Annotated in this window: 19 protein-coding genes and 1 pseudogene; 11 read left to right on the plus strand and 9 right to left on the minus strand. The window is 66.2% G+C overall.

What is annotated here, in order from left to right:
* Window positions 1–245: pseudogene (locus ABZX86_RS00005) on the minus strand (hypothetical protein); the annotation flags it as partial.
* Window positions 246–372: 127 nt separating this feature from the next.
* Here ABZX86_RS00005 and ABZX86_RS00010 point away from each other — a divergent pair.
* Window positions 373–984, plus strand: coding sequence for a TetR/AcrR family transcriptional regulator (locus ABZX86_RS00010; RefSeq protein ID WP_355118416.1), 612 nt, complete (start codon window positions 373–375; stop codon window positions 982–984).
* 20 nt (window positions 985–1004) lie between these two features.
* Here ABZX86_RS00010 and ABZX86_RS00015 read toward each other — a convergent pair whose 3' ends face one another.
* Together ABZX86_RS00015 and ABZX86_RS00020 are read right to left on the minus strand one after the other, a co-directional pair.
* A complete protein-coding gene (locus tag ABZX86_RS00015; protein ID WP_355118418.1) occupies window positions 1005–2597 on the minus strand; it encodes a hypothetical protein in 1593 nt (530 codons plus the stop codon).
* The gene (locus ABZX86_RS00020) at window positions 2597–3313 is read right to left on the minus strand and encodes a TetR/AcrR family transcriptional regulator (RefSeq protein ID WP_355118420.1); all 717 of its coding nucleotides are present in this window, start codon (window positions 3311–3313) and stop codon (window positions 2597–2599) included. The genes ABZX86_RS00015 and ABZX86_RS00020 overlap by 1 nt, the downstream gene beginning before the upstream one ends.
* 239 nt (window positions 3314–3552) lie before the next feature.
* On the opposite strand from ABZX86_RS00020, the gene ABZX86_RS00025 reads away from it, so the two are divergent.
* From ABZX86_RS00025 to ABZX86_RS00065, 9 genes are all read left to right on the plus strand, one after another.
* The gene (locus tag ABZX86_RS00025; RefSeq protein WP_355118422.1) at window positions 3553–5271 is read left to right on the plus strand and encodes an acyl-CoA dehydrogenase; all 1719 of its coding nucleotides are present in this window, start codon (window positions 3553–3555) and stop codon (window positions 5269–5271) included.
* A gap of 29 nt (window positions 5272–5300) precedes the next feature.
* Entirely contained in the window at window positions 5301–6686 is a 1386-nt protein-coding gene (locus ABZX86_RS00030) for a wax ester/triacylglycerol synthase family O-acyltransferase (protein WP_355118424.1), read from the plus strand.
* Window positions 6687–6822: 136 nt separating this feature from the next.
* Window positions 6823–9075 carry an Rv1355c family protein gene (locus ABZX86_RS00035; RefSeq protein ID WP_355118426.1) on the plus strand — a complete coding sequence of 751 codons (2253 nt, stop codon included), beginning with the start codon at window positions 6823–6825 and terminating at the stop codon, window positions 9073–9075.
* An 11-nt stretch (window positions 9076–9086) separates the two neighbouring features.
* The gene (locus tag ABZX86_RS00040; protein ID WP_355118428.1) at window positions 9087–10166 is read left to right on the plus strand and encodes a hypothetical protein; all 1080 of its coding nucleotides are present in this window, start codon (window positions 9087–9089) and stop codon (window positions 10164–10166) included.
* Window positions 10163–10489: a hypothetical protein gene (locus ABZX86_RS00045; RefSeq protein ID WP_355118430.1), complete on the plus strand. Its 327-nt coding sequence runs from the start codon at window positions 10163–10165 to the stop codon at window positions 10487–10489. The genes ABZX86_RS00040 and ABZX86_RS00045 overlap by 4 nt, the downstream gene beginning before the upstream one ends.
* Before the next feature lie 28 nt (window positions 10490–10517).
* The gene (locus ABZX86_RS00050; protein WP_355118432.1) at window positions 10518–12671 is read left to right on the plus strand and encodes an MMPL family transporter; all 2154 of its coding nucleotides are present in this window, start codon (window positions 10518–10520) and stop codon (window positions 12669–12671) included.
* 96 nt (window positions 12672–12767) lie between these two features.
* Entirely contained in the window at window positions 12768–13214 is a 447-nt protein-coding gene (locus ABZX86_RS00055; RefSeq protein ID WP_355118434.1) for a MarR family transcriptional regulator, read from the plus strand.
* A gap of 63 nt (window positions 13215–13277) precedes the next feature.
* Window positions 13278–14021, plus strand: coding sequence for a VOC family protein (locus tag ABZX86_RS00060; protein WP_355118436.1), 744 nt, complete (start codon window positions 13278–13280; stop codon window positions 14019–14021).
* A 23-nt stretch (window positions 14022–14044) separates the two neighbouring features.
* Window positions 14045–14446, plus strand: coding sequence for a nuclear transport factor 2 family protein (locus tag ABZX86_RS00065; RefSeq protein WP_355118438.1), 402 nt, complete (start codon window positions 14045–14047; stop codon window positions 14444–14446).
* Between the two features lie 103 nt (window positions 14447–14549).
* Here ABZX86_RS00065 and ABZX86_RS00070 read toward each other — a convergent pair whose 3' ends face one another.
* The 5 genes from ABZX86_RS00070 to ABZX86_RS00090 all read right to left on the minus strand — a co-directional run bounded on the left by ABZX86_RS00070 (window position 14550) and on the right by ABZX86_RS00090 (window position 21853).
* The gene (locus tag ABZX86_RS00070; RefSeq protein WP_355118440.1) at window positions 14550–16808 is read right to left on the minus strand and encodes a molybdopterin-dependent oxidoreductase; all 2259 of its coding nucleotides are present in this window, start codon (window positions 16806–16808) and stop codon (window positions 14550–14552) included.
* Between the two features lie 213 nt (window positions 16809–17021).
* The gene (locus tag ABZX86_RS00075; RefSeq protein WP_355118442.1) at window positions 17022–18032 is read right to left on the minus strand and encodes an alpha/beta hydrolase; all 1011 of its coding nucleotides are present in this window, start codon (window positions 18030–18032) and stop codon (window positions 17022–17024) included.
* A gap of 287 nt (window positions 18033–18319) precedes the next feature.
* A complete protein-coding gene (locus ABZX86_RS00080) occupies window positions 18320–19009 on the minus strand; it encodes a hypothetical protein (RefSeq protein ID WP_355118444.1) in 690 nt (229 codons plus the stop codon).
* 245 nt (window positions 19010–19254) lie between these two features.
* Window positions 19255–20295 (minus strand): MBL fold metallo-hydrolase, encoded by a 1041-nt coding sequence (locus ABZX86_RS00085; protein WP_355118446.1) that lies wholly within the window; start codon window positions 20293–20295, stop codon window positions 19255–19257.
* 40 nt (window positions 20296–20335) lie between these two features.
* Window positions 20336–21853, minus strand: a complete 1518-nt coding sequence (locus ABZX86_RS00090; RefSeq protein ID WP_355118448.1) for a hypothetical protein — start codon at window positions 21851–21853, stop codon at window positions 20336–20338.
* 210 nt (window positions 21854–22063) lie between these two features.
* Between ABZX86_RS00090 and ABZX86_RS00095 the strand changes: the two genes are divergently transcribed.
* Window positions 22064–23254, plus strand: coding sequence for a helix-turn-helix domain-containing protein (locus ABZX86_RS00095; protein WP_355118450.1), 1191 nt, complete (start codon window positions 22064–22066; stop codon window positions 23252–23254).
* Between the two features lie 55 nt (window positions 23255–23309).
* Here ABZX86_RS00095 and ABZX86_RS00100 read toward each other — a convergent pair whose 3' ends face one another.
* A complete protein-coding gene (locus tag ABZX86_RS00100; protein WP_355118452.1) occupies window positions 23310–23921 on the minus strand; it encodes a hypothetical protein in 612 nt (203 codons plus the stop codon).
* Window positions 23922–23939 lie beyond the last annotated feature (18 nt).

Genomic DNA, 23939 nt, shown 5'->3' on the forward strand with positions numbered 1-23939 from the left:
TAGCGGGCGTCGATCTGCCGGGACATGCGGATGGTGTGCGCCTTGTCGCCGATGGTGATCATGGCGTAGGCGTCGATCAGGTTCCGGTTGGGGTATCGCGCCATGCCGGTCATCACGCTCACCCGGCGGGTTTTGTCGAAGCCGTACATGACCACTCGCTCGGTCCAGCGCAGATCGCTCTGCTGGACGTGGTCGAAGGTGGTGGGCAGCTGGTGGCAGAGCAGTTCGTCCTGGGGCGTCAACATCGACGAGTACCTCTCGAGTGAGCTGTGGCCATAGCCACATAATTCGAATACGGGTCGTAGCGTATTTGAAACAGGTTCTAGATGTAACCTCAATCGAGAATTTTTTTCAACCAGTTGGGAGAACTCCGTGAGCGCACCCCCGGGCACCCGCTCCGGACCCGGCCGGCCCCGTGACCCGCAGCTGGACGCCCAGCTTCTCGCCGCGACGCAGGAATTGCTGGTCAGTGAGGGCTATCAGGCCACCACCATCGCAGCGGTGGCACGCCGGGCAGGCGTCGTCACCACCTCGATCTATCGACGCTGGCCGAGTAAGCGGGCCCTGGTCGAGGACGCCATTTTCGCGTTGGAAGCCTTCGACCACCCCCATCCGAGCGGTGATCTGCGTGCGGACCTGCTGGCGTGGACGCACTTGTTCCTGGCCGCGTCGGCACATCCGGCCGCGCGCTCGGCCATTCCGGGCCTGCTCTCGGAGTACCACAACGATCACGACAGCTATCGTCGGCTGCTCGACCACGGCGAGCAGCCGACGCGGGGTGCGCTGCGCGAATTATTGACCGGCGCAGTGGCTTCCGGACAGGCTGCCCCGGACTGCGATATCGACGCGATCTTCGAACTACTGCGCGGGGCGACTCTGTTCCGGGCACTCACACACGGCACCGACGATGCCGAAGAATTCTGTCGGCAAATCGCCGATGCCCTCCTCGCCGTCGCGGGATCGCCTGTGCCACAGGCTGAATAGACATCGCCCGGTGCCCGGCCCTACTGTGTGGTTCCCAGCAGACCCGCAAAAGGTAGTGCGGTGCGGGCGATGTCCCAACCAGCACCGACGACTTCGGGCAGGATCTGCCCGCCGCCGTTGAGCAGGGTGCCACCCAGCGCGAGATCGAGCCGCGGTGTGGCGTCGAGGTTGCGCAGGATGGAATCGCAGGTCTGCACCTGCCGATAGAGAATGTCGCGGTCGAGTTTGTCGATATGACCGTCGGCGGCCCAGGAGGCCAGATACGCCGGGGTCCCGGCGAGAGCGACGGTGGGTACGCCGATCAGGTTCAAAAAGACTCCGACCCCGGCGAACCCGTTGTTGGCGACGGCCGGCAGGATGCCTGCGCGTTCGAGATTGTTCGCCTGGATCGCGGTGCGTGCGGCCTCCCACAGTGCGGGGTTCTGGGAAGTGAGGATCGGGGTGAGGTCGGGCTTGCCGGTCGCGTGGTAGCCCAGTACCGGGTCGTCCACCCATTCGGTGGCGCCGAGATGTTCGATCGTGAGCGCGGAGGCGGTGCGGCGAATCAGATCCGGGTGATTGCCGATGAAACGCTCCGTATCGCCGACCGCGACGGCCATATGCCCGGTGGCGAACAGGAAGACGTAGGTGCGGCGCCGCTGCGATTGGGGTATGGCAGCGAGCTTGCGGGCCAGGGCCAGCACCGCGACCGGGCCGTTCTCCTCGATGGCATTGGGTCCGTCGGTGTGGGTGTTGATCAGGCTGATGTCCGAGCTGGCGCCGGGCAGGATGCCGATGACGTCGTCGGTGGTGGCCCCGTGTTCGATGGTGGCCTCGAGGGTGACCCGGGCACGGCCGCCGGCCCGCGCACGCTCACGCAGTTCGGCGCCGGTTTTGCGGTCGACGATGAGTCCCGGGATGCCTGCCATCGGGAACAGGAACGGCACGTACTGACCGGCGGCATTGTCCGGTGCCGCATCCAGCACCACGATCACGGCCTTGGCCCCGGCGAGGCGGAACACGGTCAGCGGCACCGTCATACTCAGCGCCATGACGCTGACGACATCGTCATCGGTAACGGTCCCGCTGGGGTCTTGCAGGTAGTTCAGCAGGGGCCGGGCAAGCCGCATCGGGATGATCGGGGAAAGGGCGTCGGTGACGACGATCTTGTCCTGCAAGCTCTGGGCCGGGAAGCCGTCCGGGTGGGCGATACCGACGTACTCCAGTTCACCTTCGATGCCCTCCGCCCCGGTCGACCCGGAGTAGGGGACGTAGGCGGCGACCGGCTGTGCGATGTCGTCGACGGACAGTGCCATCCGCCCGGCCTCCCACCGGGTGAAGCTGACCCGGTCTCGCAGCACCTGAATGTTCAAGTCCCGCAACGAGGTATCGATCGAATCGACGAACTGCCGGTGCGCGGCATTGCCGGTGTGCCGTGGCCCGAGATCGTTCATCGCTACCACCGAGTTCCACAGTTCATCCACGGTGGGCAGGCCGGAAGGATCCTCGGCACGGGCGCGGGGCAGCCAGGCACCGCGCCCGGAGACGGTAGCGCCGAACGTCAGCGCTGCTGCCCCTCCAGCCCCCCGGAGCAGGGCGCGGCGCGACAGTGAGGGCTTGGCGGGGTCGATCATCAGTCCTCCGGTGTGGTGGGAATCGGTGTGGCGGCGGGTCGCCGGAAGCCGGCGCTGAGCCAGCCGGTCACCCTCGACACGAGCCCGACCAGGTCGGGCGCGGGTTCACGGTCCAGGGCGTCGGACACCAGCTGGCGCACGGCGTAGACGGCGGCGAGGTATGCCTGTATGGGCAAGTCGGTGTTGATGGTCGGGTCGGTATCCGCGAGCCGCATCTGCTCGTAGCGAATCAGTTCGGCGAAACGCAGCAGCGCACCGCGGCGCCGCGCCCGCGCGATCGGGCCGGCAGCATCCATTTCCAGCTGAAATGCCTTGGCCACCACCAGATCCTGTTGCAGTGTCGCGAAATAGGCGTGCAGTACGGCCGTGACCTCCCGGTCGAGTTCGCTGCCGTCGAGCCGACGGCCCAGTTCGGCGAGCAGATGAGTGATGAAGCGTTCGTAGGCCGCGTCGGCGCACGCTTCCTTGGAGTCGAAGCAGTCGTAGAACGCGGTGCGCGAGACGCCGGAGCGAGTGGCGATATCACCGACGCTGACCGCCGGGTAACCGCGCGCGGCTACCAGTTCGGTGAAGGCGATGATCAACCGCTCCCGCTGTGCCTGGAGCACCTGCTCGCGGCCGAGTGTGTGCGGGCCGCGGGGCAACCGCTCGGGCGTGGTGAAGAAGACGCCTTCGGTGATCCGCGGCAGCTCCTCGAGCGTGGCCGGTTCGCGCATGTCCTGGGTTACCCCCGTGTTAAGTAACGTTGCGTACGTCACTATGGACCACGCTGAGTGACCCGGTCAACATTCACCCGCGCTCACTGTGACATTTGTGCGGCAACACACCGGGATTCGAGGCGGGCTGTGCCCATGCCCATTGCCGCGCGGAGCCTGGGAACACACGATGGGCTGGCCCGCAGTGCGCACTGGTGCCCACGTGCCCGAAAGTCATTCCGCCGAGGAGATCACCCCCGATGGCAGCTGTCCTGTTCAACCCGCGAACCTACGACCCGACCTATTTCGATGCCGAAACCCGCAGACTGCTGCGCGCGACCGTCGACTGGTTCGAGGCAAGAGGCAAGCGCGAGTTGCTCGAGCAGTATCGCGAACGCACTTGGTACGCAGACTTTTTGGAGTTTCAGGCGCGCGAGGGTCTGTTCGCGACATTCCTGACTCCGGCCCGGGACGCGGCGGGCGATCCGCAGGCACGCTGGGACACCGCCCGGATCTCGGAACTGTTCGAGATCCTCGCCTTCTACGGCCTCGGCTACTGGTACACCGGCCAGGTCTCGATCCTCGGCGTCGGACCGGTGTGGCAGAGCGAGAACGCAGCGGCCCGCACGGCGGCCGCACAGTGGCTGCGGGACGGATCGGTGGCGGCGTTCGGACTCTCCGAGCGGGCGCACGGTGCGGATATCTACTCCACCGACATGATCCTCACCCCGGACGGAAACGGCGGTTTCACCGCCGAGGGCGGCAAGTACTACATCGGCAATGGCAATGTGGCACGGGTGGTTTCGGTTTTCGGCCGCCGTTCGGATGTGGACGGGCCGGAGGGGTATGTCTTCTTCACCGCGGACTCTCAGCACCCGAACTATGACCTGGTGAAGAACACCGTGAACTCGCACATGTTCGTCGCCGAGTTCACACTGAACAGCTATCCCGTGCCGGCGGAGCATGTCTTGCACACCGGCCAGGCGGCCTTCGACGCCGCACTCAATACCGTCAATGTGGGCAAATTCAATATCGGTTTCGCCTCCATCGGGATGGCCGAGCACTGCCTGTACGAGGCGATCACGCATGCGCACAATCGGGTGCTCTACGGCAAACGGGTCACCGAGTTCCCGCATGCCCGTAGATCTTTCGTGGACGCCTACGCCCGGCTGTTCGGCATGAAGCTCTACAGCGACCGGGCCGTCGACTACTTCCGCACCGCCGGCCCGCAGGACCGGCGCTATCTGCTGTTCAATCCGATCAACAAGATGAAGGTGACGCAGGAGGCGGAGAAGGCCGTCGCCGCCATGTGGGATGTCATCGCCGCCAAGGGTTTCGAGGCCGATACCTACTTCGACGGCGCCTCGCGGGACATCTTCGCGCCGACCAAGCTCGAGGGCACCGTGCATGTCAATCTGGCACTGGTACTGAAGTTCATGCCGAGCTACTTGTTCAGCCCCGCTGAGCATGCGGCGGTACCCGCCCGAAAGGACGCCGGTGACGATGAGTTTTTGTTCCGGCAGGGCCCGGCCCGCGGACTCGGCAAGGTCACATTCGCCGATTGGCGGCAGGCCTACGACGCCTTCGCGGATCTGCCCAATGTGGCGCTGCTACGGGAACAGGCCGAAGGCCTCACCACCCTGTTGGAGACCGCCGCACCGGACGCCGCCCAGCAGCGCGATCTGGACTTCCTACTCACCTTGGGCCAGATGTTCACGCTGCTCGTCTACGGCCAGTTGATCCTCGAGCAGGCCGCCATCACCGATTTCGACCACGCGATCCTCGACACCCTCTTCGAGGTGTTCGTCCGGGACTTCTCCGAACTGGCGGTTGCACTGCACGGCAAATCCTCCTCCACCCCCGCACAGCAGCAGTGGGCGCTGACGCGTGTACGCAAGCCCGCGATTGACCCCGGCCGTTTCGACTCGGTGTGGAAGCAGATCAAAAACCTCTCCGGCGCATACGAAATGAATCCGTGAGCCGATTTCGGTCACGAGGGGGAAACCGAATGACGATCGCACAGCTGACCATGGTGGACCGCGCCTTCCTGGCCATCGATTCCGCCGAGGTGGCAGCCCACGTGGCGGTGCTCGCACTGTTCTCGCCGCCACCGGATGCGCCGCCGGATTTCCTGCGGCAGTTGATGATCGAACTGCGCGCTTCGGATTCCTTCGCGCCGCCCTTCAATTTTCTGCTCGGCCGCTCCGGACCGGTCTCACTCGCACCGGTGTGGCAGGTGCTGCCGGACGATCGGATCGACCTGGACTATCACCTGCGGCATTCGGCGCTACCCGCGCCGGGCGGCGAGCGGGAGCTGGGCGCGCTGATCTCCCGGCTGCACGCGCGGCCGCTGGATCCGACCAAACCGCTGTGGGAGTGCCATCTCGTCGAAGGGCTCGAAAACGGCCGGTTCGCACTGTATTTCAAGGTGCACCATTCGATGATGGACGGCGTCAAAGGCGCGCGGCGGCTCACCGCGATCCTCAGCAGCGACCGCGCCGACCGGACCGTGCGACCGCCGTGGTCCGAGATGCGGCCCGAGCGCAGGCTCCCGCCCGCGCGGGCCGCCCCGGGGCCACTCGCCGCGGTGCGCACCGGACTGGGTGCGGTGCGCGCGCTCGCCTCGGTGACGGCGGAGCTGATCGGTGAGGCGCTCACGCCCACACCGCAGGAGGTCGGGGTGCCGTTCGCCATGCCGCCGGCCCGGCTGCTCAACGGGCGGGTCGGACGCCATCGCCGTTTCAGCACGCAGTCTTACGAGTTCGAGCGTATTCGCGCGGTGGCGACCGCAGCGCGCGTCACCGTGAACGATGTCTTCTTGGCGATCTGCGCGGGCGGACTGCGCCGCTACCTCGATGAGCTCGGTGAGCTGCCTGCACACGGATTACTCAGCGGTGCACCGGTTTCGGTGCGAATGGCGGGGGACGATCGCAGCAATGCGATCGCATTCCTGACCATCAAACTCGGCACCGATATCGCCGACCCGCTCGAGCGCATCACCTTCATCAACCGCTCGAGCACAGCGGCCAAGGAGCAACTCGCGAGGTTGCCGCACGCGGCCTCCGACAACTTCGGGTTGCTCACCCAGGGCCCCTATGTCGGACAGTTGCTGCTGGGGCTCGCCGGGCGGGTTCGTCCGCCGTATCACCTGGTGATCTCCAATGTGCCGGGCCCGGGCGATCCGCGGTACCTCCGCGGCGCCCGGCTCGATGAGCTGTATCCCGTCTCGGTGGTGCTGCACGGACAGGCGCTCAATATCACGGCCATGTCGACGGCGAGCCGATTCAATATCGGCTTCATCGGCGACCGGGATCGACTCCCCCACCTGCAACGGCTCGCGCTCTTCACCGGCGAGGCGCTCACCGAGCTCGAGACCGCACTCGGGGTCGGCTGAACGGCCGCACGCACCACCGTTTTCTCCCGAATTTCTTGTGGCACAAAGAGGTGCTGGATGAATGCTGCCTGCATACACCACAAATGCAGTGCGGTGAAGCGCCCCTGAAGTGGGCTCCGAACGCCAGAGGAAAAGCATGCAATTCACCGATCTCATCTTGTCGGACTACGTCGACAATTATGTTCCGCCAACACTATTCCGCCTCTCTCAGCCCGCGGACGTCACCGCACTGGCCGAGTTGGAGCATTCCGGCGTCGTCGCCGCGCGGCACGACATGCTCACGCTGCAGCTGGAGAATCTCGCCAAGATCCGCACACCCGAACGCGGACGCATGGGAGAGCGTGCGGATGTCTTCGAGGACCTGATCGCCGGCCGGCCCCGCCACGAGATCGGCGCGTGGGTGTTCTACCCGTGGTCGGGAAAACTCGTGCACATCCTCGACGAGCCCGAATTCGTCGAGGTCCGCACTGCGGCCAATCGCAACAAGCTGACCAGCGACGAGCAGCGCGCACTCGCCGGGAAGACGGTCGGCATCCTCGGCCTGTCGGTCGGTAATGCGGTGGCACTCACCATCGCCGCCGAACGCAGCGCCGGCGGCATCAAGCTCGCCGACTTCGACGAACTGGATCTGTCCAATCTGAACCGTTTGCGCGCCGACGTCTGCGACCTCGGCGTCAACAAGGCGGTCCTCGCTGCCCGCCAGATCGCCGAACTCGACCCCTATCTGCAGGTCGAGGTCTTCAACGACGGCATCGACGATCTCAATATCGACGCCTTCTTCGATGGAGGGCGCAAGGTCGATCTCCTGGTCGAAGAGTGCGATATGCCGTGGATCAAAGTCCTCTCGCGCGAACACGCCCGCAGGCGCGGCATTCCGGTGCTCATGGAGGCCAGTGACCGCGGCATGCTCGATATCGAGCGCTTCGACCTGGAGCCGGCGCGCCCGCTGCTACACGGCCTGATCGGTGATCTGACCACCGCGGAACTCGAAAACATGGACCGCGACGGGCAATTGGCGGCAATGGCCACCATTGTCGGCGTCGACGATATCTCCGACCGCACGGCGGTGTCGGTGGTCGAGATGGACGCCACGCTCACCACGTGGCCGCAGTTGGCCTCCGAGGTCAATCACGGCGGCGCGGTGGTGGCCACCGTGGCACGCGCGATTCTGCTCGGTCATGATGTTCCCTCGGTGCGCCGGCACGTCGAACTGCCCTACGGGATCGGCCGGACGCCGCGTGAGACCAGCACCGCCGCAAAGGATCCCGAGCCGGAGGCGGCGGTCGAGCAGCTGCCCGCCGATGTGCGCGACATCCTCGAACTGGCCATGCGCTCACCCTCTGGCGGCAATACCCAGCAGTGGCGATTCGCGGTGCGCGGTCGCGTGATCGACGTCGTGCACATGCCCGAACGCTCGCACACCCACCGGCTCTTCGAAGGCCGGGAGACGGTGCGCCGGGTGGTGCTGGGCGCGGTCACCGAATCCATCGTGGTCGCCGCGCGCGCCCGCGGACTCTCCGCCGAGGTCGAATACGACCCGCAGGGCGCCGATTCGCTGGTCTACACCCGAGTCACGGTCGGCGAGAACGGGTCTGCTGCCACTGCGGCGGAAATCGCGCTCGGTGCGGCATTGATCGGCCGCTACAGCGAGCGCACCCGAGAAGCCGGACGCCTGCTCACCGACGCGGAGATCAACGCGCTGCACCAAGCCGTCGAGCCGTACTCGGCGCGGCTGTGGCTCAGCGGAGAGGAGAAGGTCAAGCATGTCTACGGGGAGGGGACGGCGATCGGCAATCGGTTGCGCACCCTCGTGGCGGAAATGCATACCGAAACCTTCGACGAGTTCTACTTCCGCTCGGACGAGCCCGGCCGCGAAGACGGTGTGCCGCTGGAGAATCTGGGTATTCTGCTGCCCGAACGGATCGCGCTGCGCATCCTGAGCCGCCCCACGGTCGCCGAGTTCCTGCACGAGCGCGGCGAGGGCGCCGGACTGCTCGAGTACACCCGCACCTGGGCGGCGGGCGCCTCCGCGGTGGGCGCGATCACCGCCGCCGGTACCACCCGCCGCGATTTCGTGGAGGCCGGGCGCGCCCTGCAGCGAATGTGGCTCGCGGCCACCGTGCTCGGCGTCGGCGTGCATCCCACCACCTCGCTGATGTTCGAGGCCGAAATGCTCAGCGGGCCCGAGGGCGAGGTGTTCACCACCGGGGAACGCGCCGAAATCGAGACTCAGATGGCGGATTTCCGCAGGGTGCTGATCACCGATGCCGACGCGCCACTGGCCATCGTGTTCCGCGCGGTCGCCGGACCGGTGACCGCCGACCTGGTACTCACACCGCGCCGGCCGCTCGCCCTGCACCTCGATATCTACCCGGCGACAACGGAATAGGAGCCCAGGCCATGTCTGTTCAGCCCAATTCCGCCGATACCTCGACGGCACCACTGCAATTCCGCCGCGCCGCCCCCGCCGATGCCGAGGGCATCGCCGACCTGTACGACCGCGTGTACGGGGGCAATTATCCCATCCTCGAATGCACCGACCCAGCACTGATCCGCACCGTCCTGTCCGAGCGCGACTACTCCTGGTTCCTGGCGACAGCGGACGACGCCGTGGTGGGATCCAGTGTCGCCGTGCCTGATTCGGTCAATGGCACCTGCGAGCTCGGGCGCGCGGCGGTCCGGCTGGAGTACGCCGGTCGCGGCAATTTCGCCGTACTCTTCGAAGCCACCGTGGCGGACGCCGCGGCGCGTCCGGAGAACGAGCTGATCTACGGCTACGCCCGCAGCGAGCGGTCACGCTACCTGTTCGAGCGGATCGACCACACCATTCACTGGACCGGCACCGACGGCGGTATGCACCGCGTCGGCGAGGACCGGGAAGAGCACCTGATCGGCGTCTCTTTCAACCCTGAGTATCCGCCGCTTCGGATGCTGCCGCCGCACCCGCTGGTGGTCGCGGACAGTCTCGTCGATGCCGAATTGCGGGCGATGGTCGGCCGGACGGAGGACGGTCCCTATCCGGAGCGAATCGCGGCCGTGCACTCGGCTGAGTACCTGCACGAATCCGAGCACGGCCGCATCGCCTTCTCGCTGTTCGAACCCAGTCACGCGGCGGTCATCGCCGGGATAGAGGCCCGAAGCCCGGCCGACGTGCGGCGACTGCTGCACGAAGTCCTCGACCACGCATCGTCCCGCGTGGATCACCTCACCGTGTACGTGCTCGCGGACAAGCGGGCGGTCATCGCCGAACTCTGCACGCCGGACGCGACCGGCAGGAGCTTCACCGCCAGCGCCTACCTGCCCGGCTGGCACCGCGAGAACGGGGCCCGCTACGACTGCCTCACCCTCACCCTGCGCCTGGATGACCGCACGCCGCGCCGCCTGGGCTTCGGCGAACACATCGAGTCGCTGCACGAGAGCCTGAACATTCCCACCGCGAAACCCCCACTTCCCCTGCGCCGAAAGGATATTCGAGCATGACACTCGACGGAACCTGGACCTTGACCATCGACTCGCAGATCGGCCGTCAGACCGCGATCGTCGAATTCACCACTGCCTCCGACGGTTCGGTCACCGGCAACGCCCGGCATCCGAAATCCGGTGAGCTGGCGCCACTGTCGAAGGTCGAGGTCTGCGGCGATTCACTCATCTGGCATCAGTCGATCCGAAATCCTATGCGGCTCAATCTCATCTTCACCACCACCATCGAGGGCGACGAATTGTCCGGGACCGTGCGGGCACGCATCGTCCCGGGCACCGGCACCGTCACCGGGCGGCGCGCACCCACCGCGACATCGTCCTGATCCCCCGCACCGAGAAGGGCCCACCACCGTGCAGAAAATCGCCCAGGCGGCGCTGAAATACCGCTGGCGGGTCATCGCCGTCTGGCTGCTGGTGTTGATCGCCGGCGGTGCGCTGGCGACCTTCACCACCGGTCGCCTCACCGTCGACTTCTCGCTGCCGGGGCAACCCGGCGACACCGCCTCCCATGCGGTGATCTCGACCTTCGGCACCGCGGGTCAGAACAGTTCCCCGCTGATCGTGAGCGTCACCCTGCCCGGAGGCCAGCGCGTGGGAGACCATGCCGCAGAACTGAAGTCGGCGTTCGGATCGCTGTCCGCAGTGCGCATGTACGACCAGCCGGTGCAGGTGTTCGACGCCTACAACACCGTCGACAGCGCGGATCGGACGGCATTCGGCACCGCCGATGAGCGCACCGCCCTGGCGTATGTGTTCTATCCGATCACCCGCACCCCCACCCCGGCCACACCGGCCGCTACGGTCGGCGCGGCGATCACCCCGCTGCTGCCGGTCGGCGCCACACTGGGCATGACCGGCACCGACGCGCTGGCCGCGAGCCAGGGCAGCGGCATCGGACTGGGGGTGATCCTGGAGCTGCTCATCGCCGGCGGCGGCGCACTGCTGGTGCTGGCCTTCGTCTTCGGCTCCCGACTGGCGGTGCTGCCCATGATCATCGCCTCGGTGTCGATCCCGGGGGCACTGCTGTTGCTCTTGCCGTTGACCTACCTCAGCGATTATTCGTTCATCGTGCAATATCTGATCTCCCTGGTGGGGCTCGGTATCGGCATCGACTACTCACTACTGGTGGTCACACGCTGGCGAGAGGAGCGCGGCCGCGGACTCGACAATGACGCCGCCATCGTGACCGCACTGCGCACCGCCGGCACCGCGGTGGTGCACAGCGGCATCACAGTCGCCATCGGATTGTTGTCGCTGGTGATTCTGCCGGTGCCGTTCCTGCGCAGCATCGGTATCGCGGGCGCGCTCATTCCGCTGGTGACGGTGCTGGCGACCATCACCCTCACCCCGGCGATTCTCAGTGTGGCCGGGCCGTGGCTGGACAACCGGGGTCTGCACCGTCCCGCCGGGGTCCGCTGGGCGCGCTGGACCGCGTTCGTGGTGCGACGGCGGTGGATCTCGGCGGCGACAGCACTCATGGTGCTCGGTCTGCTGATGGTTCCGTTCGCCCATGCGAATATCGGCTTCTCGTCGGCGGATTCGCTGGCGCAGAACGGACCTGCGTACGAGACCTACGCCGCCTTGCAGCACAGTGGCGTTCCCGCCGGCACCCTGTCTCCGATCGAGATCCTCGCCCGTACCGATCGGGCGCCCGCGGTCGCCGCCGCACTGACGGGGATCGACGGGCTCACGCACGTGGTGGTCGCCGATGCCGGCGACGTGCATCTCAACCGGCCGCTGTCGGGAGACGGGCCGCCGGTGACGATGCTGCTGGCCATACCGCGCGAACAGACCGTGAATCAGCGCACGGTCGCGGTGGTCGAGCAGGTACAGGACCGAGCCGCAGCAGTGGACGGGGTCATCGGCGTGACCGGCGTCGGCACCGCGCAGACCGACTTCCAGCACGCCGTGTACGACAACTTCCCACTGGTGCTGCTGGTGCTGTCGCTGCTGACCTATCTGCTGCTGGTGCGAGCCTTCCGCTCACTGCTGCTGCCGCTCAAAGCCGTGGTGATGAACCTGCTTTCACTCGCGGCGGCGATCGGCGCGATGGTGCTGTTCTGGCAGGACGGCGTCGGCTCCGAACTGATCTACGGCATTTCCGCCACCCATGCGGTCGCGGTGTGGATCCCGCCGATGGTCTTCGCATTCCTGTTCGGTCTCTCGATGGATTACGAGGTTTTCCTCCTCGCCCGCATACAGGAGGAGTACCGCCGCTCCGGATCCACCGATCAAGCCGTGATCGCGGGGCTGAGCCGGGTCGGGCGCCTGGTGACCAGCGCCGCGCTGATCCTGTTCCTGTCCTTCGCGGCGCTGTCCACCGGCCCCGGCACCGATCAGAAGGTCATGGCCGTCGGGCTAGGTTTGGGAATTCTGCTGGACGCCACAGTGATTCGCTCACTACTGCTACCGGCGACGGTGTCGCTGATGGGCCGCTGGAACTGGTATCTGCCGCGAGCTCTCGAAAGACTGCTGATGCTGCGGCCCGCGCCGGAGGATCTGTGAGGCAGCTCTCGTTCCCTTTCGCTGCGCTATGAGTATGCTCTGAATAGGGAATTTCCCGAAACGGGATAGTCCTGAATCGGAGAGATTGAGGTGGGAATGTCGAAGCGCACCGATGCCACGGCTCGAATCCAGATCAGCATCCGGCAGCTCATTGCCCGTGCGGTCTTCGTCAACGATTCGATCGCGCGACAGTTGGGCCTGCGCCTCGTCGACCTGCAAGTTCTCAACCTCATGTCCCTCCCGGACGGCCCGGCCACCCCCGGTGACATCACCGGGATGACCGGACTGCCCTCCAGCACCACAACCCGGGTGCTGGATCGACTCGAGGCGGCGGGTTTCCTGCGCCGGGTCTCCGACCCGGCCGACCGGCGCAAGGTCAGCGTCGAGCTCGATACGGACCGGCTCGCCGATTTCGAGAGCCGGTATCGGGAATTGCGCGCGGCCAACGCGGCCCGCCAGACCCTGTACACGGAGGCAGAACTCGAATTGGTCGCGGGCTATCTGGAACAGCACGTTGCCGACCCGGCCGGCCAACCGCGCTAGCGGTCCGGCGCACCACCGCCAAACCCCTTACACCCAGGAGAGATTCACCCGAGGAGAATTGCCATGTTCGGATTACCCGCTTGGTTCGACGTCACCACTGCCGAGCCCGCCAAGACGATCGAGTTCTATATGCAGCTCTTCGACTGGTCCGCGGAACCGATCGGTCCCACGGACTTCGGGCAATACATCCTCTTCCGCAAGGAGGGACTGCCGGTCGCCGGAGTGCTCGAGCGCAGCGCGGACACCACGCAGCAGAACGGCTGGCTGACCTATCTGTCCACCGCGGACGCCCCCGCGACAATTGCAGCGGCGCAGGGCAATCAGGGTTCGGTGCTACGCCCGGTCCTGCCGATCCCGGAAATCGGAGAGATCGCCGTTATCACCGATCCGGTCGACTCAGCGATCGGCATCGTGCAGGCCGGGGATGACGCCAAGACCGCGCCCGCCGGCCTCGGTACCCCGGTGTGGACGGAGATCGAGACCGTCGATTGGCCTGTCACCCTGCAGTTCCTGACGACGACCTTCGACCTGCACACCGAAACCCAGTCCGCTACCCCGGGATCCAGGTTCGCCACGATCCACGACGAAGACCACCCCCGGGGCGGCGTCTTCGAACTGCCCGCCGAGGTGACCCACTCCCGCTGGGAGGTCGCCTTCCTGGTGGCCGACGCACAGCAGACCCTCGACCGCGCGGTGGCGCTGGGCGCGACGGTAGTCCGCCCCGTCTACAACGTCCCGGTCGGCACCGGGTTCGGCGCCCGCCTGGCCGACCCCGCCGGCGCGCACTTCAATGTCATCGCCTTCTGATTCATTCGACGAGAGGTGAGAGAATGTCCGCCGCCGAGGAGAACCGCCGCATCGCACAGCATTTCACCGAATTGTTCTATGCGGAGAAGAATCCGTATCGCGCCGTCGAGCTCTATGTCGACCCCGATTACATCGAACACAACCAGCATGCGGCTCCGGACCGAACCGGCAGCGGTTCCGAACGGCTGCTGAATTACGGCAGGGGCCTGCATCAGACCAAGCCTCACGTGCAATTCGACGTGCGGCGAATCATCGCCGATGAGCACACCGTCGTTGTACACGGCACCTATCTGATCGATGGGCCCACTGGCGAGGCGGTGGCGGTCGCGAGCCTGTACCGGCTGGCCGACGGCAAACTGGCCGAGCACTGGGAAGTCCACGAAACCATCGATCCGCTCAGCCGCAACCCGCTGCCGATGGTCTGACCCTGCCCGCCGTGCATGCCATTTCACCGCTACCGCCCAAGATCGACACGACCCTCGGAGGAGCATTCTTCGCCCTGCGTTCTGCGACCCCTCAGACCGGATGTCAACTGCGGGTGACGGTGACGGGGATGCCGTTGACTGCCGCATTGCCTGAGGGGTCGTCGATGAACAAAGGCGGCGAGAGGGCGTTGGTATTTGCTCCGGGGTGCTGGTTGGCGATCGTCAGGCGGCTACCCTCGCGGCCGTGGCCCCACCCGTGCGGCATGGAGACAACTCCGGATTTGATGTCGTCGGTCAACTCGACCGGTACGTCGATACATCCGGCCTCCGACCGCACCACCGCCACATCGCCGGTGCTCAGCCCGCGCGCGCCCGCGTCATCGGTGTGGATGAGCAGAGTGCAGCGATTGTTTCCCGTCATGCCGCGCATCAGGTTGGGCGCGTTGTGCATCCACGAATTGTTCGAGCGCAGATCCCGGCGACTGACCAGCAGCAATTCCGCGGCCGGTCGCCGTAGTCGGCGCGCCAGCCGAGGGATGTCGTCGAGCAGGTATCGGGGCGCCAGCCGGATCTTGTGGTCGGCGGTGCCGAGTATGCCGGGGATTTGCGCCACCGTCGGGCCGAAGTCCACGCCGTTGGGTTCGCGCTCGAGCATCTCCAGGCTCACCCCGTCGGGCCGCTCACCGTAGCGATCGCCGAAAGGCCCGCCGCGCAGTGTGAGGTCGACCATGCGCTCGGGTCCGCCCCGCTCGTAATGGGAACGGACGAAGGCTCCGTCCAACCCGAGTGTGTAGGCGACATAATCGGTGAAGCCGTCGTCGAGGGCGGCGATATCCACGCTCTCGGCGGGCGTGCCCTGGCACAGTCCGGTGAGCCGGAGCAGGATCTCCCACTCGTCGGGGCGCTCCGGATCGGGCGGATCGAACACGGGCGCAGAGTAATTGGCGATGCTGCGCAGCGCGAAGGACAACTGCAGGTCGTCGAGGTGGGCGCGTTCCAGCGGAGACAACCCCGGCAGGATCACATCCGCGTGCCGGGTGGTCTCGTTGATCGCATTGTCGACACAGATCATCGCCTCGAGCGTCGGCAGCAGCCGGTCCAGCTGTTCACCGGAGGGCGCGGACAGCACCGGGTTGCCGGCGACCGTGATGAGCGCCCTGATCTGTCCCTCCCCCGGCGTCTCGATCTCCTCGGCCAGGCAGGCGACCGGTACCTGTCCGAGTACTTCGGGAGCATCGCGTACGCGGGTGCGCCATCGCCCGAACAGCGCCTTGCCGTCTTCGAGACCGGGCTGCGGACTGTGCAGCAGCGAGCGCAGCACCGGCCTGCCGAACATGGCGCCGCCGGGGCGGTCCAGGTGCCCGGTGAGGATATTGACCACGTCCACCAGCCAACTGCACAGACTCCCGAACTCCTGATTGCACAGCCCGATCCGCCCGTAGACGACGGCGCGATCGGTCCCGGCGAGCTGCCGTGCCAGCGCGCGAATGCGTTCGGCGGGCACACCGGTGGTCTCTGCGACGCGCTCGGGATGCCAGTCCACCGCCACCTCGCGTAAGACTTCCAGGCCGTCGACATGACCGGCCAGTGCGCCTAGTTCGACGAGATCCTCGGCGAACAGCGTGTGCACCACCGCCAGCAGCAGGGCGGCGTCGGTGCCGGGCACGATCGGAATCCACTCGCTCGCCCGTGCGGCGGTCTTGGTGCGCACCGGATCGATCACGATAACGGTTCCCCGGCGGGCGATTTCACCGATCGTGCTCATGATGTCCGGCGCCGCCAGCAATGACCCCTGGGACGCGGCCGGATTGGCGCCCATGATGATCAGCAGATCGGTGCGCTCGATATCGGGCACCGGAATCGTCCACCAGCCGCCGTACATCAGATGCGAGGACAGGTTCTTGGGCCACTGATCCACGGTGCCGGAGGAGTACGACGTCGGCATACCCGACATGCCCAGCAGCACGTGGATATAGCGCGACAGACCCAGGGTGTGCGCCGTCGGCTGACCCGTGAACGAGGTCACCGCAGCGATTCCATGGCGTTCGATCACCGGTGCGAGCAATTGCGTGCAGCGGCGAAACGCGGTGTCCCAGTCGACCTCTCGCCACCGACCCTCGACCTTCACCAGCGGACGGCGCACCCGGTCCGGATCGTGGTGCAGATCGCCCAGCGAAGCCCCCTTGGGGCACATGTACCCCTTGCTCCACACGTCGTCCGGATTGCCGCGAACGCGAGCGACGCGGCCACCTTCGACGTGAATCTCCAAGCCGCACATCGCCTCACACAGCGGACACTGATGCAGATGGCGTCCGTCCGCGCCCACAGGCACGAGGGGCAGGGGTTTCGGCGGGATCGTCATACGCCGCGCTCCAGTGTTCGAGTAATGAGCAGTGACGACGCGGCCCCCGCCGAGATCTGCCCGGCGGGCCCGCGCCTTCCCTCACACAGGCACAGGGGTGCGAGGGAAGGCGAACGTAGCATATTTACAATACGCAGCGCGCTGTATTCGAAATATCACCAGTTCCAGGGCCTACTCCGGCCTGAGAATCTCCGCGAAGTCGATCCGGCCGCTTTACCGCAGCTGGTCGGCGAGCGCATTGCGCTCCACGCTGTAGAAGGTCTTGTCGGCCGGCAGCAGCCAGTCCGGTCCGACGAAGAACTGCTTCGCCCTCTCGTCACCGAAGCCCAGATACTCCAGCCATGCCATCGCCGTTCCCTCCCCGAGGTAGTTGTCGATACCGTCGACCGGCGAGAAGTGGCTCACGCCACGAGCATTGGCGATCCATGCCGGAGCGCCGACCGTCTGGTCGTACTGCCACCAGCGCACCCAGGCGAAGTCCGGAACGACGAAATCGTTGTAGCCGGTGAGATACAGGGTGGGCACTGTAATCAGGGCACCTACGGCCAAGGGGCCCGGTGCGATGGCGAGTACACCGGCGAGCTGCAGCGCGGGGTCGATCTGCGCAGCGACCGCAGGCAGTACGGCGGCGAGCTGCTGAGAGGCCTGACCGCCCGCGGAGTGTCCGGCCAGAATCGTGCGTCCGAGGTCGATCCTGTTGTACAGCACGGAATTCGGATCGTGATCGGCCGAGAGCGCGACCGCCAATCCCAGCGCCGGCACATAGGCGAGCGAGTTGAAGAAGTCGTGCGGCACCACGACGACGAAACCGTGGCTGACCCACTGCCGCGCCATGGCGTCGTACATCCCGGCATCCACGATGACGCCCGGGGTCAGCACGATCAGCGGTGCGGCGCCGAGATCGGCGATATCGGCCGGGTAGTAGGTGTTCACCCCGATCGGCGAATCCAGCCCGTAGGGAAAGGCCTGCGTGCAGGTCAAATCGTCCCGATTGCCGAGCGCGTGCACCACAATGTGCTGCAGCATGCCGTAGACCGAGTCCTGACACGGATTGGTGCGCACCGCGGTGGCCACCGGATGCGGGCCCGTGGTCTCGAACACGCTCTGCGCTGTCACACCCGGTGCAATTCCATCATCGGCCGCAGCCGATCCCACCCCGCCGACGGCCAGCAGAACAGCGCTCGCGGCCAATGCCGCGACAGCACGCGCCCGCTTCGAGTTCATTCTCATCGATCCCTCCGAATGCGTGTCTCGCGACACATATCTCCCCGGAGAAGGGTGCCATCACAGGGGCCGGGAATTCGGCATCTGCCGCGATTCACCGAAACCGTATTCGGATGCACAGTCATGACCGCGCACCGGTGTGTACACGACCATTGACATTGCGGGATCACTATTGCGCCGCGCTATTTAGCTCGATTGCCCCATAAGACAATGGGTGGCGGCAGAGCATTGCCCTGCCGCCACCCGTCGAGTGGATATGCCGCGCTCATCCGTGCGGGCCGGAGCCGTTATTCGGTGCGGTTGAGTTCCACCAGGCCCTTGGGATTCCATGGCATCGGTCCGGTGGGGAAGGAGAAGCGCAGCATGCGGTGGCCCGGGGCGGTGTCGAAGTGCATGACGAACGGCGGCAGCACGCCGCTCATCACCTTGTCCAGTAGGCCGTTGATATGCGAGAAGCTGGGGCGGACGCGCACCTGCCAGGCATCGAATCGGCCCGCGGCAATATCGAGGGTGACCTTTTTGTCGACCTTCACCTCGATCGGCCAGTGCACCGAGAAGCCCAGCCAGAGATCGGCATTCAGCTTCGATCCCTTCGCGAACTCCAGGCCGCGGAAGGCGGTGACACCGCCCAGCAGCGGCACCATTCGCCCGGGAAAGGGTTCGACGACACCGCCGAACTGCAGATGCGCGGTATCGGCGAAGTTTCCGTGCTCGCTGCTGACCAACATCGCGCCGACCCGGCTCTCGGCACGGTAGTCGCGGCAGGAGAGCGCACCCTCGACACGATCGAAGGTCTGCTCGACATTCATCCGGAAGTCCCCCGGCATGGTGAGTTCGAGCAGTGACCGGTAGCGATCGTCAGCATCGACGGTCACGATGCTGACGATTTCGCTCACAGCGGGCTGATCACCGATGGCGACGGAGTAGGTCGACTTCTCGCCGTCGGCGATATCGGGATCACGAAACGATACGGGCACGAAGAGACTCCTCGATCGGGCGCGGCTGCGATCAGGCGCGAACGTCCCCGGCCGCCACGGCGTTGATGCGCTTGGGTTCAGAAATGCGTGGCGTAGCGGCGCGCGCGACCTGAAAGCCGCTGTGCCCACGCCGATCTCCCCTGCACTCCACATTCTGCGCGCCGCGCATACGCTGAACAATGGGCCGCCCCACCGCCCGGCGTCGGACGCATTGTGCTGCTGCACAGCACTTTCCAGCACACCGATCAGAGTTCGAAGGTCAGCCGATCGGGCCTGATGTAATCCACCGGATCACCCAGGAATCGCAGCTCCGGCCGCCGAGCCGGGTCGATGCGCGCCAGCTCGGCCCGCAGCGGCGCCTCGTAACTGGCTGCGCGGCTGGTGAAGAGCGGACCCCAGTTGTCGTGGTGGCCCGGCACGAACACGCGCGGGCGCAGGGCCTCGATGTAGTGCCGAGGGTCGCGCAACCCATTGGTGGCCTGGTTGAAACCCTGAATCGCGCCCAGATGCAGATCCGTGCCGGGGAGTTCACGCAGCGCCCTCAGCACCTGCGGCCCATCCTCGGCCAACGGTCCGGACGAATCGTGCCAGGTGAGTGTGAATCCCCGTGTGCGGAACTGGTAAAGCAGCACACCGCCGTGCGCATCGAAGAGACGGCGTCCCGAGTCGGTGAAATCACGCAGGGTCGGCGGATGGTCCAGAATGTCGCGCGGATACGGACGAGGTATCAGCCGCGGCGACGATCCATCCGAACGTTTACGCGCCGAATGCAGATGATGGATCGCACTCACCTCGACGCCTTCGGTGAGCCGGAAGTCGTGCCGGGTCCCGGGCGCGGCCGTGTCATCACCCAATACCGTGAATTCACACCGGATCCGGTGACCGCGCAGCTGCTTGCGAATGCCCTCGCAATGCCCGGCGGTGCCGAAGATCCGCGCCCCGGCCGCCTGCGCGATCGGCCCCGCATCACCGGCGTGGTCGAAGTGACCGTGCCCGATGAAGATCGCGGCGGGCCGCAACCACCCGATCTCGGCGACCTCGGTGGGCACATATCCGCTGTGCATACCGCGCGGAATCCACGCGTCCAGCAGCAGCACCGTTCCGGTGAAGGCGACCGCGTAACTGGTGCAGCCGAACCAGGACACAATCACCCGATCTGCCCGCACCTGCCCGCTGCCGGGATCGACATTGGCTGCGCCGAAGAACCGCTGCCGTGTTCGGACCATTCGATCGTGCTGCTCGGCGACGCCATCGGTGATCGGCGCACGTTCCGGCCTACTGCTCATATGCTCCCGTTTCTCGCTGACTCCGGGCTGACCGCAGGGGTCAGGCCGTTTGCCGCGCAATCTCTTGCGCGGCAATGAATTCCACTATGCGGTCGACCACCACGTCGGGTTGTCGCGCACAGAGCATGTCCTGGTGGGAATACCCGGCCGCGTCGACTTCGTTCACGGCAGCAGTCCGTCGGGTACGGATCGGCGCCCAGACGTCGCTGGCGAAGACCAAGCTGGGAATGTGCTGCTCCCAGTCCCGATGGACCAGTCGCTCGCATCCGGCCGGTACGCCGCCGATCATGGCGACCATCGCCTCACTGCGCAATCGCCGTGATTCGTAGCTGTTGAGATAGCTGAAATCACCGTTGGACCAAGCCAATACGGTGTCCTGGAAACTGCTGATCGAATCGGGCGACTCCGCCCAGCCCGCCACGACCGTACGCGGATCGGCCGGCATGTACCTGGGGTTCGGGCTCAGCAGCGCCGCGAACGGTTCGCCGATGATCGGCTGGTTGGCCAGCCGGGTGACCATGCGGTGCTTGGTCCGCAGAGGACCGGTGTAGCAGCCGATATCGCCCGAGAGGGTGGTGCCCTGCGCGGAGCGGCCGAACAGACTGCCGAAGACCGCCGCATTGCTCAATCGCCAGGAGCGCAGACCGCCGCGCGGAAACAGCAGGCGCAGCATCGGGTCCAAGGTCATGGAGTGCGGAATCTGCTGCGGAAGAACACTTTCGGCGTCCGGCTCGAATCGTGCACCGATGGCGGCGATGGTGGTCAGCAGGGCGATATCGGTCAGCCGCAGCAGTCCCGAACTCGCCGACGCCGGCAGCATGCGCGCACGCATGGTCGCCGCCGCGAAGGGCATCGCACGGGCGGCGGCGGAGGCCATGGGCCGCCTGCCCGGCAGTCGATGCACGCGCAGCGCGTCGACGGCGATCGGTCCGTCCAATCCGAGCACACCGGCCACTTCGTCATACCCGGGGCCTGCGGGAAAATCCCACTGGCAGTAGTAGTTCGCCAGCGGGCCACCCAGCGAGTGTCCGCCGATGAACAACCGCCGCGCCCGTTCGGATCGGTCGGGCATCTCCTGGGTGTGAATGAAATGCCAATCCTCGATCACCTGCGGAATGCCGATTCTGGACAGGAACCGAACGGTACGGCCTGACGGCCATCCGGTGAAGCGGGCGCCGTCCACGGACCCGCCCCGGTAGTAATAGTCGATCGCCACCCGGTAGTCCTCCGCGGCGACGGCTGCCCATACGCCGCGGTCGTCTACGAGACGCTGCCCGCAGCGCTCCATCGCCCAGACTTCGCAGCCGACGCCGCGGCGTTCCAGTTCGGTGATCAGATTGCGGGCGACCGGATCGAAACTGGACGGGCCGCCGGTATTTCCCGGTTGCAGCGACAGCACCAGATTTGATCGCATCGGGCGAGTGGAACGGAAGCGCAGATATCCGATCGTGTCGCACGAGTCCGGGGCGCCGAGTACTGGGCGTGGACGCCGCCAGCCGACCCGGCTCACCGAGATCGATCCGGACGAATACAGGAACTGCTCTGTTCGGGTGTTCATTGATGCCCCTCGACGATGAAGACGGCGCTCCCGGTGCTCCGCAAGCTCTTTCGACTGCGTGATCCCCAGACACAACGTCCTTGGATTGTCCTGCCGCCGTCGCGGCGATCGCATAGGCGTGTGCACAGGCTCACCGCTGCCGCACTGTGCGTCGGCATGCCGCGCACCAGACCGTCTCAGCCAGCGCATTTGCAGCGTTAACATCGCGTCATGACTGACCGCCCCGAGCCCTTCATCGCCCGTGCCAGCCGCACCCTGCTGGCCGGAATCGACGAGTTGGTGAGTGAGGTCGCCGAGGTCATCGAAACCACCGAACCCGCCTACGGGACCTTCGATCTGATCACCCACCAGGAACTGTGGCAGTCCAACCGCGCGAATCTGGCGTCGGTGCTCGAATACCTGTCGGGCAATCCGCATATCGGCCTGACCACCGCTCGCACCACCGGGCGCCGCCGCGCCGAACTCGGCGTTCCCTTGGCGGCGGTGCTGCGCGCGTACCGCATCGGCACCCGGGTCGCCTGGGATCGGCTGCTGCTGCTCGCGGGCGACGATCCGGAGGCCAAACAGGAGCTGCTGGAATCGGCTACCGAGATCTGGCGACTGGTCGACGATTATTCGCAGGCGCTGACGGTCGGCTATCAGGAATGGGGAACGGAGCAGGCGCAGCACGACGCCCGACTACGCGACGCCGCGGTGGACGCCCTGCTGGCCGGAGCCGGTGACGTGACACGCCTGCGGGAACAGGCCGAGACGCTCCGGCTCCCGCTCTACGGCGACTTCGTGATCGCGTGCGCACGCTCGACTACCACTGCGGCCGAGACGATTCCGGGGATCGGCGCGGCGATCACCGCACTCGGTGTGCGCTCGGCGTGGCGAGTGCGCCTCGACAGCCATGTGGGTATCGTCGCCCTCACCGCGACCTTCACCATCGATCGCCTGCACGCCGCGCTGACCGAACGCACCCTCGGCCGCACCGGGATCAGCCCGGTCTTCGCCGGGCTGACGGCCGCACCGGAGGCATTGCGTCAGGCCGAACTGGCAGCCATCGCCGCGGAATCCCTGTCGGATCTCATCGTCCACTACGACCAGGCGCTACTGCCCATACTGCTGGCCGGCTCCCCGGATCTCGCGGCACGGATCAGCGCCGCGCGCCTGGGCCCGATCCTGGAGTTGCCGGCCGGTGATCGTGACGTGCTGCTGCACACGCTGCATATCTGGTACGAGTACGGCGGTGAGGTGGCAGCGGTGGCGAAATCGCTGTTCTGCCACCGCAATACCGTCCGCTTCCGGATCAACCGGATCACCGAGCTCACCGGACAGGATCCCTCGACGCCGCTGGGAGCGGCCGAGCTCTATCTGGCCCTGCGAGCATATGGTCTCAGCGCCGCGGCCCCGGCATAACCCGACCCGAAAGCCCGATGGGCGGGCCGGGGATCGAATTACCCCTGTGCGCGGGTCATTTCGCCGGAAGCGCGGCGGAGGCCCCGCCGACATCGGTGATCTTCCAATCCTGGCTCCGGTCGACTGTCACGGTATAGGTGACCGTGGTCTGGCTGCCGTCCGGGGTTTGCGCGCTGGTGGAACTCACATTGACGAACACGTCCACGGTGTACACGCTGCCTGCGGTGGAGCGGGTCTTGGCGGCGATCGGGGTGGCGCTCGAGGTCCATTTCAGCGGGGCCAGCACCTGTTCCAGCTTCGGCGCAGTGGCGTCGAAGGTAGTGGCCAGCTGTGGTGTCGTACCCGCCTTGAGCTTGCCGATCCACGCCGCGAAATCCTGATAGTTGACCGTCGCGGCGCCGACGGCGTAGTCGGTCGCCGCCTGCTCGGCACGGTGGGTGTCGGCCGCAGCGCGGTCCCGCCCGGAGACATCGGAATGCGACTGCCACAGCAGCAACCCCAATATCGCTGAGCCCGTGCACGATACGACGACCACGGCGGCCGTGGCGAGGGTGGACAGTCGCAGCGACACTCGCTTCGAGGCGGTGGCACGCGACGGTGCGGTGGCCTTGTCGGCCTTCGAACTATCTGCGGTCTCCTGTTCGGAGCTCTGGCTGGTGGTGGTCATATCGGTCCTCCGAATGGC

The sequence above is a fragment of the Nocardia sp. NPDC006630 genome, assembly GCF_040611495.1.
Lineage (GTDB): Bacteria > Actinomycetota > Actinomycetes > Mycobacteriales > Mycobacteriaceae > Nocardia.